Source organism: Streptomyces sp. PT12 (assembly GCF_003311645.1).
Classification (GTDB): Bacteria; Actinomycetota; Actinomycetes; order Streptomycetales; family Streptomycetaceae; genus Streptomyces.
In genome coordinates, this window is the sequence record NZ_QEST01000092.1 from 17,751 (window position 1) to 32,512 (window position 14,762).

11 protein-coding genes and 1 pseudogene are annotated in these 14,762 nt (G+C 75.1%); 6 read left to right on the plus strand and 6 right to left on the minus strand.

The window, feature by feature from the left end:
* Positions 1 to 189 precede the first annotated feature (189 nt).
* The 3 genes and pseudogenes from DEH69_RS10580 to DEH69_RS32005 form a co-directional block, all read left to right on the plus strand.
* Entirely contained in the window at positions 190 to 2,889 is a 2,700-nt protein-coding gene (locus DEH69_RS10580; RefSeq protein ID WP_258534576.1) for a serine/threonine protein kinase, read from the plus strand.
* A gap of 147 nt (positions 2,890 to 3,036) precedes the next feature.
* Positions 3,037 to 4,647, plus strand: a complete 1,611-nt coding sequence (locus DEH69_RS10585; protein WP_113686688.1) for a succinic semialdehyde dehydrogenase — start codon at positions 3,037 to 3,039, stop codon at positions 4,645 to 4,647.
* A pseudogene (locus tag DEH69_RS32005) lies at positions 4,648 to 4,794 on the plus strand (FAD-binding protein); the annotation flags it as partial.
* A gap of 771 nt (positions 4,795 to 5,565) precedes the next feature.
* Here DEH69_RS32005 and DEH69_RS10595 read toward each other — a convergent pair.
* Complete coding sequence (locus tag DEH69_RS10595; protein WP_113686689.1) at positions 5,566 to 5,880, minus strand: chorismate mutase; 315 nt, start codon at positions 5,878 to 5,880, stop codon at positions 5,566 to 5,568.
* Between the two features lie 539 nt (positions 5,881 to 6,419).
* Here DEH69_RS10595 and guaA point away from each other — a divergent pair.
* Positions 6,420 to 7,934: a glutamine-hydrolyzing GMP synthase gene (guaA, locus tag DEH69_RS10600; RefSeq protein WP_258534580.1), complete on the plus strand. Its 1,515-nt coding sequence runs from the start codon at positions 6,420 to 6,422 to the stop codon at positions 7,932 to 7,934.
* A gap of 13 nt (positions 7,935 to 7,947) precedes the next feature.
* Here guaA and DEH69_RS10605 read toward each other — a convergent pair whose 3' ends face one another.
* Together DEH69_RS10605 and DEH69_RS10610 are read right to left on the minus strand one after the other, a co-directional pair.
* Positions 7,948 to 8,721, minus strand: a complete 774-nt coding sequence (locus DEH69_RS10605) for a response regulator transcription factor (RefSeq protein ID WP_309302778.1) — start codon at positions 8,719 to 8,721, stop codon at positions 7,948 to 7,950.
* Positions 8,718 to 9,977: a PspC domain-containing protein gene (locus DEH69_RS10610; protein WP_113686691.1), complete on the minus strand. Its 1,260-nt coding sequence runs from the start codon at positions 9,975 to 9,977 to the stop codon at positions 8,718 to 8,720. The genes DEH69_RS10605 and DEH69_RS10610 overlap by 4 nt, the downstream gene beginning before the upstream one ends.
* A 119-nt stretch (positions 9,978 to 10,096) precedes the next feature.
* Here DEH69_RS10610 and DEH69_RS10615 point away from each other — a divergent pair, with 119 nt between their 5' ends.
* Both DEH69_RS10615 and DEH69_RS10620 read left to right on the plus strand, forming a co-directional pair.
* Positions 10,097 to 11,497, plus strand: a complete 1,401-nt coding sequence (locus DEH69_RS10615; protein WP_258534577.1) for a PspC domain-containing protein — start codon at positions 10,097 to 10,099, stop codon at positions 11,495 to 11,497.
* Complete coding sequence (locus DEH69_RS10620) at positions 11,494 to 11,730, plus strand: hypothetical protein (RefSeq protein ID WP_113686692.1); 237 nt, start codon at positions 11,494 to 11,496, stop codon at positions 11,728 to 11,730. Before DEH69_RS10615 ends, DEH69_RS10620 begins: the two co-directional genes overlap by 4 nt.
* Here the strand turns inward: DEH69_RS10620 and DEH69_RS10625 are convergent.
* From DEH69_RS10625 to DEH69_RS31400, 3 genes are all read right to left on the minus strand, one after another.
* On the minus strand, positions 11,727 to 12,281 hold the full coding sequence (locus tag DEH69_RS10625; protein ID WP_113686693.1) for a DoxX family membrane protein: 555 nt from the start codon (positions 12,279 to 12,281) through the stop codon (positions 11,727 to 11,729). The genes DEH69_RS10620 and DEH69_RS10625 overlap by 4 nt on opposite strands.
* Before the next feature lie 408 nt (positions 12,282 to 12,689).
* The gene (locus DEH69_RS10630; RefSeq protein WP_258534578.1) at positions 12,690 to 13,682 is read right to left on the minus strand and encodes an NlpC/P60 family protein; all 993 of its coding nucleotides are present in this window, start codon (positions 13,680 to 13,682) and stop codon (positions 12,690 to 12,692) included.
* A 193-nt stretch (positions 13,683 to 13,875) separates the two neighbouring features.
* A complete protein-coding gene (locus DEH69_RS31400; RefSeq protein ID WP_181727361.1) occupies positions 13,876 to 14,667 on the minus strand; it encodes a thioredoxin domain-containing protein in 792 nt (263 codons plus the stop codon).
* Positions 14,668 to 14,762: the final 95 nt, after the last annotated feature.

A 14,762-nucleotide genomic window follows, 5' to 3' on the forward strand; every position in this document is an offset into this window, starting at 1 on the left:
GGTAGCCCGGGCGCGTATGGTGAGAGGCCGGATCCGGCGCGGGGGGCTCGCACGCGGTGGGGAGGCATCGTGGAAACTTATGCGGGACGGCTTCTGGCAGATCGTTATCGGCTCCCGAGGACTCCCTCGGAGGAGTTCGAGCTCATCGAGTCACGGGCCTTTGACACCGCCAGTGGACAGGAAGTCCTGGTGCGGCAGGTGCCGTTGCCCGAGGTCGTGGAGGCGGAGACGCTCGACGAGGTCGGCAGGCCCCGGCCTTCGGTGGTGCGGGGTGGGAGCGACCGGGCGACCCGTCAGCCCGACGACCCGGTGGTGCGGCGCGCCGTCGAGGCCGCCGCGGCGGCGGCGAGGCTGCCCGACCACCCGCGGCTCGACCAGGTCTTCGACGTCTTCGTGCAGGGCGACGGGCTCTGGATCGTCAGCGAATTAGTGCCCGCGAGGCCGCTGGCCGCGATGCTGGCGGAGGAGCGGCTTGGCCCGTTCCGCGCGGCCGAGGTGGCCGCCGACGTGCTGGCCGCGCTGCGCATCGTGCACGCGCAGGGCTGGACGCACCGCAACGTCACGGCGCGCACCGTGCTGATCTGCGAGGACGGCCGCGCGGTGCTGACCGGGCTCGCCGCGGGCGCGGCCGAGGAGGTGCTGTGCGGGTACGACCCGCTGCCATCGGACGTGCCCGACACGTTCGCCGCGGAGCCGCCGCGCGCCCCGCGGCAGCAGGGCCCGCCGCCCATGCCGCCGCGGTCGGAGGCGTTGCAACGCCCGCTGCCGGGGCCCGCGCAGGGCCCGCAGCCGGAGGGCCCGCCGCCGCAGGGCGCCGAGACGCCGGGGCAGCTGGCGGCGCGCGTGCGGGAGCAGGGCGGGCTGCCGCCCGGGTTCACGGCGCGCGAGCCCGTCGAGGGGCCTTCGCGGGGTGAGCCATGGAGCAGCGAGCCCCACGGGCCTGTCGCGCCCGCCGCGCCCTCGGGGCCCGCCGGGCCTCCCGCGCCCTCGGGGGCGGGGCCACAGGGTGGGCCGGTGCCGGACGCGTACCGCCGTTGGGACACCGGGGCCGTTCCCCGGGTGGATGACCGGGGACAGGAGCAGCCGCCGCACGCGGAGGGCGGCGACACCAGCGGCTTTGTCGCGCGCATGCGGCAGCAGGGCGGCGGGTCGGGGCCCGAGACGGGTGAACGGCTGCCCGCCTCATGGGACTTCGAGGGCGGCGCCGCGCCCGAGCGCGGGGCGCGCCCGCCCACCGCGGCCGAGCGGGCCGCGCGCAGCGGCGCGATCGCGGCGTATCGCGCGGGCACCCAGGCCGGTGCGGCGCAGCGCGCGGGCGCCGGGCCGACCGAGCTGCCGGGGCCGGGGCGGCCGACGCACCCGGTGCGGACGGGCTGGGAGCCCACGCCCCGTCAGGCGCCGCCCCCCCAGCGGCAGCCGCCGCAGGCTCAGCACCCCCAGCACCCCCACCCCCAGCACCCCCACCCCCAGCACTCCCAGCACCCCCACTCCCAGCACCCCCAGCAGCCGCGGCAGTCCCAGGCGGGGCCGCCCGCGCAGCCGCCCTCCACCGTGTCCGTGCCGGTGCCCGCGGGCGCGCCCGCGCCGTCGACCGTGTCCATTCCCGTGCCGGGTGCCGGGCGTGGGGCGGGGCAGGGGCCGGGCGCGGAGGAGCGTTACCGGGGGCCCGGCAGCGCCAGGGCCGCGGAGCGCGCGCGCCAGGCGCGCATCGCCACCGTGGGCGCCGTCACCGAGCGCTGGGCGCCGGAGCAGGCGGGCCCGGTGTACGCGAACTGGCGGCTCGCGCCGCCCGTCGGCCCCCCGGCCGACTTCTGGGCGCTCGGCGCGCTGCTGTTCCGCGCGGTCCAGGGCTATCCGCCCTACCCCGAGGAGTCGGCGGCCGAGCTGACACAGGCGGTGTGCGCCGAACAGCCCGCGTTCGCCGAGGACTGCGGGGCGCTGCGGCCCATCATCGAGTCGCTGCTGCGCCAGGACCCGACCGAGCGGCTGAGCGCCGAGGAGCTGCGCGGCTGGCTGCGTTCGCTGCTGCGCAGCGCGCCCGAGCCCGAGGTGGGGCGCCGCACGGTCACCGCGCCCCCCGCCCTCGAGCCGGGGCGCCCGGCCGACCCTCGGCGGCTGCCGATCGTGCGCCGCCGTGGCGAGCTGGTGGGCCCGCGTCGGCGCCCGCGCCAGCGCGGGGAGCACAGCCCGCGCCGCCTCGGGCGCGCGCTGCTGACGGTCGTGCTGCTGGGGATGGCGGGGGCGATCGCGTATGTGATGGCGTTCATGAGCGACAACGACCGGACCGACGAAGGGGGTTCGGCGCCGCCTGGGCCCGAGTCGCAGGAGCCAGCGGGCCGCGAGTCGCCCCCGGCCGAGGAGCGTGAGCCGTCGCCGTCGGGCGATCCGACGGAGGGCGCGACGGACCCGTCGCCCGCCGAGGAGGACTCCGAGCCCGCGCCGCCACCCGCGGGGTTCACCGAGGCCCAGGACGCGGAGGGCTTCTCGGCGATGGTCCCCGAGGGCTGGGAGCGCCAGGGGCCGAACGGCGACGGGCAGATCGTCTACGCGGGCGAGGGCCTGCGGCTGCTGTTCGTGCCGGGCCGCGACAGCGCGGCGGAGTTCGCGGCCGAGCCCACGGACTACCAGCTGAGCGACCAGCGCGAGCTCGACCCGTACCGGGCGTATCAGTACCGCAGCTCCACGGGCCTGTACGAGGACTACGAGGACGGCGTCTCGTGGGCGCAGGGCATCTTCGACTGGCGCGACGACAGCGGCGAACGAACGGCGTTCAACCGGGCGTTGCTGATCGACGGCCTGTATCACGTGGTGTATGTCGAGGGGCCAGCGGATCAGCGGGAGCGGCTCGACGAGATCTACACGGCGGCGGCGGAGAGCTACCGGCCGTAGGCCGGTGGGGGCGACCTCGAAAGCGCCACCCCGGCGGACGGCGAGCGGGAGGGCGTCAAGACCGTGGCCGCCGCCGCAACGCCGGTGCGGCGAACACCTTCTTACCGGCGGGTAGGCAAGCGCCTCGGGCGGCCCTACCCTCCCCGTATGACGCATGAGTTGGCGACCGAGGGGCTCGTGCCCGGGGCGTCGGTGCCCGAGGCGTTGGTGGCCGGGCTCGTCGACGGCGTGGTGGGCGGCGGGACCGCGGTGTGCCACTCGCCGCTGACCGGGGGCGTGCTGGCGGAGCTCCCCGCTCTTGTCGGCGACGAGATCGACCTCGTCTTCGCCCGCGCCCGCGCCGCACGCGCGGCGTGGGAGGCGTGGGGCGTCCGGCGCAGGTGCCGGGTCGTGCTGCGCTTCCACAACCTGCTGCTGCGCCGCCAGGACCAGGTGCTCGACCTGGTGCAGCTGGAGACCGGCAAGGCCAGGTTGCACGCGCACGAGGAGGTGCAGGGCGTGGCCGTCGCGGCCCGCCACTACGCCAGGCAGGGCCCGGCCTATCTGCGGCCGCGGCGGCACATGGGGGCCGTTCCCGCGCTGACCCGCGTCATGGAGGCGCGCCAGCCGCGCGGCGTCGTCGGGCAGATCGCCCCGTGGAACTACCCCCTCGAGCTCTCCGCTGGCGACGCCCTGCCCGCCCTGATCGCGGGCAACGCCGTCGTCACCAAGCCCGACACCGAGACCGCGCTGACCGCCCTGTGGGCGCGGCGCCTGATGATCGAGGCCGGGCTGCCCGCCGACGTGTGGCAGATCGTGCTGGGTGACGGGCCCGTGGTCGGCCCTCAGGTGGTGCGGCGCGCCGACTATGTGACATTCACGGGGTCGACCCGCACCGGGCGCGAGGTGGCGCGCCTCGCGGGGGAGCGGCTGATCGGGGCCAGCCTCGAACTCGGCGGCAAGAACGCCCTGTTGGTCCTCGACGACGCCGACGTGGAACGGGCCGCCGCCGGGGCCGTGCGCGCGTGCTTCTCCTCCGCTGGCCAGCTGTGCGTGTCGGTCGAGCGGATCTATGCGCACGAGGCGGTCGCCGACGCGTTCCTCGCCGCGTTCACCGCGCGCACCGAGGCGCTGCGGCTCGGCGCCCCGCTCGCCTACGGCACCGACATGGGCTCGCTGTGCTCCGCCGCCCGCCTCGCCGCCGTCGCGGGGCACGTGGACGACGCCGTGGCGCGCGGCGCCCGCGTCGTGACAGGCGGGCGCGCCCGCCCCGACCTTGGGCCCTACTTCTACGAGCCCACGATCCTCACCGGCGTCACCCCCGGCATGGCCGTCGCCGCCGACGAGACCTTCGGGCCCGTCGTCGCGTTCCACCGCGTCGCCGACGACGACGAGGCGGTCGAGCGCGCCAACGACACGGCGTACGGCCTCAACGCCAGCGTCTGGTCCCGCTCCCCGCGCCGCGCCTCGGCCGTCGCCGCCCGCCTCCGCGCCGGGACGGTCAACGTCAACGAGGGCTACGCCGCCGCCTATGGCAGCGTCAGGGCGCCCATGGGCGGCATGGGCGACTCCGGCGTGGGGCGCAGACACGGGGCCGAGGGGATCCTCAGGTTCACCGAGTCGCAGACCGTCGCCCGCCAGCGGCTGCTGCCGCTCGGCCCCTCGCTCGGCCCCTCGCTCGGCCCCTCGCTCGGCCCCTCGCTCGGCATGGACGACCGGCGCTACGCCGCGCTCATCACCCGCTCGCTGCGGGCCTTCAAGGCGCTGAGGATCCGGTAGATGGGCGGCGCGGCACACGACGACGGCCACGGCCCCGGCCCCGGCCGCGACCCCGGCTGCGCCTACGACTACGACGTGATCGTCGTCGGCTCGGGGTTCGGCGGCGCCGTGGCCGCGCTGCGGCTGACCGAGAAGGGCCACCGGGTCCGCCGCGCGCCCCCGCGGTGCCTCGGGAGGCGTTCGGCGCGCTGCGCACCACCGTGGTGCTGCCGGTGCCCGAGGGGCCTCGGAGGCGGGTGGTGCGTGAGAAGGGCGAAGGGGCCCATCCCCCGGGGGAATAGGAACGGGCCCCTTCGGTCTGTGCGGGCGCCCTCGGACCCGATGGGACGGTCCGTCATCGGGGAGTCCGCGGCCACCGCGGGCGCGGTCGGGGCCGCGGTCCGGGATGACACTTGCTAGGACCGCCCCGCGGGGCAAAGGGTTGTACCTGAAAGGGTTACAGAAGAGACACGAGGTACCCACACGGGCGGGGCCCCGGCCGTGGTGGCCGGGGCCCCGCTTCAGCACGGGCGACAGGGCGGCGCCGGTGCTGGGCGCGGCGCCCGGGGGCAGGCGCCGCCGCCGTTGGCCGGACCATTGGAGGGGGTATGCCGTGGTCCGCCAACTGGTCTGAAGGTGTCCTTCCGCATCGTGCGCGACGGGGCGGGAGTACCGCAAGAGCCGGAACCAGAGCCGGAACCCACGACCCGGGCGGCCGGTCCCCGGCGTCCCGAGGACCGGCCGCCTTCAGGACGTGACCGGCCTGCTGTCCCCTGCTGCCCGGCCACCGCACCGGAGCGAGGTCCCACGGCGCCCGGCCCCCGCCACACCGCGAGGACCGGGGCACCTCATCGCCCCGGGGACACCCCCTTCAACGAAGCCCGGCCGCGACCGGTCACGCTCCGGACGGGTGACGCCCGTCAAGGGGGTGGCGCGCGCTCAGGCGCGTCCCCTGGAGAGCTCGAGCAGCGTCATCGCGAGCCGGGTGCCAGGGCTGCCCAGCGCCTCGCGGTAGCGGCCGAGGACCTCGAGCTCGCGGGCCAGCTGGATCCTGCGCCCACCGGACGCGAGCCGGGCCCGTTGAATCCGATCGGAAACGTTCATCCGTTCCCTGATCAACGCGATGATCCGGTCGTCGAGCGCGTCGATCCGCTCACGACCCTCGGCGATGGGATCGCTCGCCGTCTCGTCCGCGGTCTCGCTGCTCGTCTCGCTCGACGTCTCGCTCGACGTTTCGCTTGTCGTGTGTGTCATGGGAGTTCTCCTCGATCTGATGTCCTGATGGACCGATGGGAGCCCCGGTGTCCGTCCGCCGCCGCCCGGCACGACACACGCCCCAGGCCGCCGCTTTGGGCCTGGGGCGCGAAGGATGTCGCTGGTCAACGCGGTGCGCGACGCTCCGTCCGGCAGCCGGCCAGGCCGGTGCCATAGGTAAAGGAGCGAAGGCGCGTCGCACGGATCACGCGGCGAGTATGCCACCGGCCGAAGGCCCTGACCAGCCGGGATCGGCCGGGATCGGTGGGGACTGGTGGGGACTGGTGGGGATCGGTGGGGACTGGTGGGGACTGATGGGGGAGGAGCGGTGGAGCGGAGGAGGAATCGTTCCGCCCCGGCCGTCGGTAGACTCGCTTGAGGCGAGGGGACGCGCGCGGGGGCGCGCCGGTAAGGCGAGAAAGGCAGCTCATTTCGTGGCAGACACGGCAGACACGGCGGCGGAGAACCAGGCGCGGGGGAACACCGGCACGGACACCGGCACGGTCCTCGTCGTCGACTTCGGCGCCCAGTACGCGCAGTTGATCGCCCGCCGCGTGCGCGAGGCCCGGGTGTACAGCGAGATCGTTCCCTCCACCACGCCCGTGGCCGAGATCCTGGCCAGGAGGCCACGGGCCGTGATCCTCTCCGGTGGGCCCGCGTCGGTCTACGCGGAGAACGCCCCCGGCATCGACCCCGCCCTCTTCGACGCGGGCGTGCCCGTCTTCGGCATGTGCTACGGCTTCCAGCTGATGGCCCAGGCCCTCGGTGGCACCGTGGACAACTCGGGGGCCCGCGAGTACGGGCGCACGGTGCTGAGCGTGAGCGTGCCCGACTCCACGCTGTTCGAGGGGACCCCCGTTGAGCAGCAGGTGTGGATGTCGCACGGCGACGCGTGCTCGGCCGCGCCCGAGGGGTTCACGGTGACGGCCTCGACCGACACCGTTCCCGTCGCGGCGTTCGAGGACGACGAGCGGCGGCTCTACGGCGTGCAGCACCACCCCGAGGTCCTGCACTCCACCTATGGCCAGCAGGTGCTCGAGCACTTCCTGCACCGAGGCGCCGGGATCGAGCCTTCCTGGACCACGGGGTCGATCGTGGCCGAGCAGGTCGAGGAGATCCGCGCCAGGGTCGGCGGCAAGCGCGCCATCTGCGCGCTGTCGGGCGGCGTGGACTCGGCGGTGGCGGCCGCGCTCGTCCAGCGCGCCATCGGCGACCAGCTGACCTGCGTCTATGTGGACCACGGCCTGATGCGGCAGGGCGAGAGCGAGCAGGTCGAGAAGGACTTCGTGGCCGCGACCGGCGTGCGGCTGCGCGTCGTCGACGCCGCCGACCGCTTCATCGGCGCGCTGGCCGGGGTGTCGGACCCCGAGCAGAAGCGGAAGATCATCGGCCGCGAGTTCATCCGGGTCTTCGAGCAGGCCCAGGCCGAGCTGGTCGCCGAGGCGGGCGAGGCGGGGGAGGACGTGGCGTTCCTCGTCCAGGGCACGCTCTACCCCGACGTCGTCGAGTCGGGCGGCGGCACAGGCACGGCCAGCATCAAGTCGCACCACAACGTCGGCGGGCTGCCTGACGACCTGGAGTTCGAGCTCATCGAGCCGCTGCGCAGGCTCTTCAAGGACGAGGTGCGCATGGTCGGGCGCGAGCTCGGGCTGCCCGAGGAGATCGTGCACCGCCAGCCGTTCCCCGGGCCCGGGCTCGGCATCCGCATCGTCGGCGAGGTGACCCGCGAACGCCTTGACCTGCTGCGCGCGGCCGACGCGATCGTGCGCGAGGAGCTGACCGGCGCGGGCCTCGACCGGCAGATCTGGCAGTGCCCGGTGGTGCTGCTCGCCGATGTGCGCAGCGTCGGCGTCCAGGGCGACGGCCGCACGTATGGCCACCCCGTGGTGCTGCGGCCCGTGACGTCCGAGGACGCGATGACGGCCGACTGGTCGAGGCTGCCCTACGACCTGCTGGCGAGGATCTCCACCCGGATCACCAACGAGGTCCACGACATCAACCGAGTCACGCTCGACATCACCAGCAAGCCGCCCGGCACCATCGAGTGGGAGTGAGCCCGCGCGGGGTTCACACCAGGCGGCGGGCCGCCGCCCAGCGGGTCAGCTCGTGGCGGTTGGAGAGCTGGAGCTTGCGCAGCACGGCCGAGACATGGCTCTCCACCGTCTTCACCGAGATGAACAGCTCCTTGCCCACCTCCTTGTACGCGTAGCCCCTGGCGATCAGCCGCAGCACCTCGCGCTCCCGCTGGGTGAGCCGGTCCAGGTCCTCGTCTACGGGGGCCGCGTCGGACGAGGCGAACGCGTCGAGCACGAAGCCCGCAAGGCGCGGCGAGAACACGGCGTCCCCCTCCGCCACCCGGAAGATCGCGTCCACCAGGTCGGCACCGGTGATCGTCTTGGTGACATAGCCCCGCGCGCCGCCGCGGATCACGCCGATCACGTCCTCGGCCGCGTCCGAGACCGAGAGCGCCAGGAAACGCACCGCGTCGTCCGCCGCCGACATCAGCGGGGCGCTGCGCCGCAGCACCTCCACGCCGCCGCCGCCCGGCAGGTGCACATCGAGCAGCACCACGTCGGGGCGCGCGGCCTTGATCACGGTCACCGCTTGGTCGACGTCGCCCGCCTCCCCGACGACCTCGACCCCGGTCTCCTCGGTGCGGCCGATCTCCGCCCGCACCCCGGCGCGGAACATCCGGTGGTCGTCCACCAGCACCACCCGGGCCAGGGGCCGCTCCGCCCCGCCGCTCGAACCCTGCCCGCTCGAACCCTGCCCGCTCGAACCCTGCCCGCTCGAACCGTGCCCGCTCGAACCGTGCCCGCTCGAACCGTGCCCGCTCGTCATTCCGATCGCTCCATCGTCAGCTCGACCTCCGTGCCCTCGCCCGGTGTGGACCTCACCCGCGCCCTGCCGCCGTTGCGCTGCATCCGGCCGATGATGGACTCGCGCACGCCCATTCGGTCGGCCGGGACCGCGTCGGGGTCGAACCCCGGGCCCCGGTCGCGCACCGACACGAAGACGGTACGCCCCTCGACCTCAGCGAACACCCGCACGGGACCGCCCTCGCCACCGTACTTGGCGGCGTTGACCATCGCCTCGCGCGCGGCCTGGAGCAGCGGGAGCAGCGGCTCGTCGAGCGGGCAGTCCCCGACGCACACCACCTCGATGGGCACCCCGTGGTGGTCCTCCACCTCCGCGACCGTGCTCCGTACCGACTCGGCGAACGTGCCGGGCTCGTCGTCCTCCTCGGGCTGCGCGGGGCGCTCGGCCGACTTGTACAGCCACGCGCGCAGGTCGCGCTCCTGGGCGCGGGCGAGCCTGGCGACCTCGCGGGGCCGCTCGGCGTTCCGCTGGATCAGGGTGAGGGTGTGCAGCACCGAGTCGTGGATGTGCGCGGCCACCTCGGCGCGCTCCTGGGCGCGGATGCGCATCGTGCGCTCCTCGCTGAGGTCCTGCACCATCCGCACGACATAGGGGCCGACCATCAGCGCGAGCCCGACGAGCAGCGCCACCGACGCCTGGGCGACCAGGGCGAGCCCCTTGCCGTCGCCCGAGGCGCTGCGCCCCACGACGAACGCGCCCACCCCGCCGCACACCAGCGCGACGCCCGCGCCCGTGCGCGCCAGGGGGAGCCAGCGGCTGCGCCGGGTCGCCTCGGCCCAGTGCGCGCGCCGGGAGTTGTCCGCCTGGCGCCACACCATGGCCGCGCCGACGCCGATGATCAGCATCGGCCACAGATAGCCGCCCCTGATCGGGAACTGGACGTTCGCGGCCAGCACGCCGAGCGTCGCCGCGCACACCAGGCCCGCGATCAACTGCCCGCGGTCGGGCCGCTGGAGCAGCCGCCCGCGCGGCGCCACCGGCTTGGCCGCCGCCGCGCCGAGCGGGACGACGAACCAGAAGATGCCGTACAGCAGCACGCCGAGGCCGTTCGACAGCAGCAGGCCGATGAAGAAGATCCGCACCCACGAGACGGGCAGGGCCAGATGTCCCGCCAGACCCTGGGCCACCCCGCCGAGCCAGCGGCCCTCGGCGCTCCGGTACAGCTTTCGCACCGGGGCCTCGTCGAGGCCCGCGCCTGCGGGGGTGGCGGTCGTCATGCGTCGATCGTCACACGAACGGCGTCAAGGCGGCATCAGGGGTGCCCCGGACGCGGCTCAGGGATTCCTCCGGGGGCACCCCGGATCCGGGCGTGGCGCGGCTGCGTCACCATGGGGGGATGACCGACGACTCCGCGACCGAGGCGCCGCCGTGGCCCTTCGCGCCCCCTGAGCCCCAGGGGGGGCGCGAGCCGGGGCCCGAGGGCGGCCAGTTGACCCGCAGCCGCCGCCACAAGGTGATCGGCGGCGTGTGCGGAGGGTTCGGCCGGTGCTACAACCTCGACCCCGTCATCGTCAGGGTGCCGCTCGCGGTGCTCTCGGTCATCGGGGGCGTGGGCCTGGTGGTGTACGGGGTGGCGTGGCTGCTCGTCCCGTTCGAGAAGGAGGAGGAGAACGAGGGCCGCCGCATGCTCTCGGGGCGCGTGGAGGGCCCAGGGCTCACCGCCCTGCTGTTCATCGTCGCCGGGTGCGGGCTCATGCTCGCCTCGCTCGGCCGCGACGGCTCGGGCACGGGATCGTCGGTGATGCTGCTTGGCGCGGTCGTCGGGGTCGCGCTGTGGCAGCGCAGGCGCGACGCGACGCGCGGCGCGCTCGCCGATGGCGCGCCCGTGGACGAGGCGACCGCGCAGGTCGTCGCCGAGGCGCCGCCCGAGGCGCACGCCCCGCCCGCCCCGCACGGGCCCGCGTGGTGGCACGGCCACGGGCCGCCGGGCGGCCCCCGCTATCTGTGGGGCCCGGCCGACGTGTCGCCGGGGGACCTGCCGCCGCCCGCCTCGCCGCCCGGCGTCCCGCACGGCCTCCCGCACGGGGAACGCCCGCGCGAGCCATGGCCCGTTCCGCCGCCGCGCTCGCCGGTACCGCCCCAGGAGTCCGAGGCCAGGCTCGGCGGGCCCGTGCTGCTGCTCGCGCTGTGCGCCGCGGTGCTCGGCACGGCCGCCGCGTGGGAGCGCGAGCCGCTCGGCACGACGCTCGTCATCGGCCTCGCGTCCGCGCTCGCGGTGTTTGGGGCGGGGTTCGTGCTCAGCGCGTTCTGGGGGCGCCTCGGCGGCGGCACCGTGGTCGCGGTTGTCACGACGGGCGTGCTGCTCGCTGGCGCCTCGGTCCTGCCGGAGAACATCACGACGAGCTGGGCCGACACCCGCTGGAGTCCATCGACCGCTTCGGCCGTCCGCGACGGGTACGAGCTGGGCTCGGGCAACGCCGTGCTCGACCTCAGCGCGATCGAGCTCGCCCCGGGAGAGGGCGTGAGCACGGGCGTCGAGGCGGGGGCAGGGCAGGTGCGGGTGGTCGTGCCGCTCGGCGCCGAGGTCACGGTGCACACGGAGGTCGGCGTGGGCGCGTTCGAGTACGCCCCGCCGCACACGCTCGTGAGCCGGGGCTCCGACGCCGACGAGACGTGGGGCGGCATCGACCAGCGGCGGACGGAGACCTATGCCCCGCCGGACGGCGTCGAGCCTGGCGGCACGGTCGAGCTGCGCCTTGAGATGGGCCTCGGATTCATCGCGTTGGAGCGGGGATGAGAAAGACGACGGGCGGCAGGCCGCACCGCTTCGAGCCGCCGCGGCTGGTGTTCGGGCTCGTCGCGCTGACCATCGCGCTGCTGCATGTGCTGCGCGCCACGGGGAACGCCGATGTGCCGCTGCCCGTGCTGTTCGCGCTGCTGCCGCTCGGCCTGCTGTGCACGGCCGCGGTCGCCATGGCGGCGCTGACGGCGCGGCGCGCGCGGCGCCGCGCCGTCGAGCGCGGGCGCTAGCCGAACAGCCGTCCGCTCCTGCGCGCCTGCCGCGCCGCGATGACGCGCTCGGCCGCGATCGGGCCCGCGCCCGCGAGCAGCAGCGTCAGGAAGCCGATCAGGAACGGCAGGTCGGAGCCGAAGTAGTAAGGGTCGGTGCTCCAGCTGATCGTCAGCCAGAACGCCAGGGCCAGCACCGCGCCGCCCGCCGCCGCCCACCGCGTCGCCAGGCCGATCAGCACGCAGCCGCCCACCGCGATCTCGGCCACGGCCGCGCCGTTGACGAAGACCGCGGGGTGGTCGAGGGCCAGGTCGCTCAGCCAGCCCGCCGCGGCCTGGTCCCTGGACGCGTCGAGCATCCGCTCCACGGTGTCCGCGGTCATCGCGTCGCTGAACGGGCCCGCGTCCGTGAACTTGTCGACGCCCGCGTAGAGGAACGTCAGCCCGAGGAAGAGGCGCAGCGGCAGCAGCGCGAACCGCGCCGCGCTCTCGCGCAGGCCGCCGCCGGGGCCGCCGGTGCCGGGAAGGAGGCCGCGGGCCGCGGGCCCGCCCAGTTGTTGCGTCACAGACATGGCGATGCCGACCTTTCGTATCGGGTGGGGGCCGCTCGGGGGTCGGTGGTGCAGGCCGGACAGTTTGCCACGCCGCGCGGGACGCCAGGGACCGGCCGGGCCCGGGTGCGCCCCGCGGGGTCAACCTCCGCTTGCCGATGCCATGTTCGAGCGTGTGAGCGTTCGAGCGTGTGAACGTTCGAGCATGTGAGCGTTCGGGCCCGTGAACGTTCGGGCCCGTGAACGTTCGGGCCCGTGAGCGTTCGAACGCGTCGGCGTCGCGCACCCGGGGCGGGACCGCCTCATCGGGGACCGCACTCTTGAGATATACCCGCGAACGCCTCTCGCCGCCCGCCGCGGGCGGGCCTTCCCCGGCCGGGGGCCCGGCGCGCCCCCACGGGACGCCGGGTCTTGAACCGGCCGGGGGCGTTACGCCGGTCGGGTGGCCGCGGCGAACGGCATCGAGTCGACCGGGGCCATGCGGACCGGGGTGCCCGCGCGCGAGGCGTGGATGATCTGGCCGTCGCCCACGTAGATGCCCACGTGGCTGATCCCCGAGTAGTAGAAGACCAGGTCGCCAGGGGCCAGCTCGGCGCGGGAGACGCGGGTGCCCGCGTCGACCTGGGCGTAGCTCGTGCGCGGCAGCGCGACGCCCGCCGCGCGCCACGCGGCCTGGGTCAGGCCCGAGCAGTCGAACGCGTCGGGACCCGTGGCGCCCCACCCATACGGCTTGCCCAGCTGCGCGTAGGCGTAGCCCACCGCGGCCGCCGCCCTTGGGCTGGTCGCGACGGCCGCGCTCGCGGGGGCGACCGGCCCTTGGCGCTCCTCGCCGAGCAGCCGCTCGCGCTCCTTGGCGGTCCTGGTGGCCAGCAGTTCCTCCGCCTCGTCGATGCGGTCGTCGATCACCTCGCGCTGCTCGGCCGCGCGCTCGCGCGCCTCGGCCAGCGCCTCGGCGCGGTCCTCGGCCTCCTCGCGCAGCCGCTCGATGTCGCGGACGCGCCGCTCGACATCGCGCAGGGCCCTGGCCCTGCCGACGTCGCCGCGGTCCACCAGGTCGGCGCGGCGCAGGAAGTCCTCGGGGTCGGCGGACAGCGCGAGCTGGAGCGCGGCGGGCAGGCCGCCGGTGCGGTACTCGGCGCCCGCCTGGGAGCCGAGCGCGTCGCGCGCCTCGTTCAGCTCGGCGGTGCGGCGGGCGGCGCGGTCGCGCAGGTCGTCGAGGTCGGCCTCGGCCTCCTCGGCCGCCTCGGTCGCGGCGTTGAACGCCTCGGTGGCCTCCTCGGCCTCGGCGTGCAGCGCGTCCACGCGCTCCTCAACCTCGGCGAGCGTCGGCTCGGGCTCGGCCAGGGCCGAGCCGTCGAGCGCGGTGGCCGACGCGGCGCCCGCCAGGGTCAGCGTCGCGGCAGCGCGGAGGGCGACGGGCATGGGTTTTCGGTGCGTCCGCCGCCACAGGAGGTTCTTCCGATGCTTGGCCATGGAGGAGGACGCTAGACCGGCCGAGGGACCCCTCACGGCCATCCGATCGGCATTGGCGGCAATCGTCCGCATCACGGCGACCGGTGACCGTCTGCCCGCTCACCTCATGGCGCTGAGTGATCGGTCGTGTCGTATCGGCGACCTAAGGGGCCGACTCGATCAACTGGTCGAGCAGCTCCCTGAATTCGTCGAGCGGCCGCGCGCCCTCGATCGCCTGCCCGTTGATCATGAACGAGGGGGTGCTGCTGACCCCCAGGTCGAACCCCTCGTCGGCGTCCCGCTGGACCGCGTCGAACGCCTCGTCCGACTCCATGTCCGCCGCGAACCTGTCCACGTCGGCCACCCCGGCCTCTTCGGCGAGCGCCCGCGCCCCTTCCTCCTCGAACCGCCCGCTGTCCCGGTGGAACTCCTCGCCGAGCGCGGCCGCGTAGAACTCCCAGAAGCGCCCCTGCCGCCCCGCCGCCCACGCCGCGCGCGCCGCGGCGTCGGACTCGGGGCCGTTGATCGGATAGTTGCGGAACTCGATCCGCACGTCGCCGCTCTCCACATACTCGGCCACCAGCGCGTCATGCGTCTGGCGGGCGTGGATGCCGCTGAACGCGTCCTGGAAGTCGACGTATTCGATCATCACGACCGGCGCGTCCGCGTCGCCGAGCGCCAGCGGGTCGTCCGCGTCCCTGCGGGCCACGTCGAGCGCGGGGTGGTCCGAGGGCAGCGGCTGCACCGACGCGTCACCCTCGCCGTCTGCGCCCCCACCCCCGTCCGCTTCGCCGCCCGAGAGCGCCGAGAGGCCGCCCACCGCGAGCACGCACACGAGGAACGCCGCGATCAGCGCCGCCGCGAGCCGCCGCGGCGCGTTCCCCCGCCCACGCGCCTGGGGCCGCGCGGGCTCGCGCGGCTTCTGCTTGGGCTTCCTGGTCCGTGAGACAGGCATACCGCCAGCGTAGGCCCTTCGCCCGAACGGCCCCGGGGCCCCGGGGGGTGCCTCTATGTCTTTCGTCAAGTCCGGGATGCGTAGTTCATGGATTG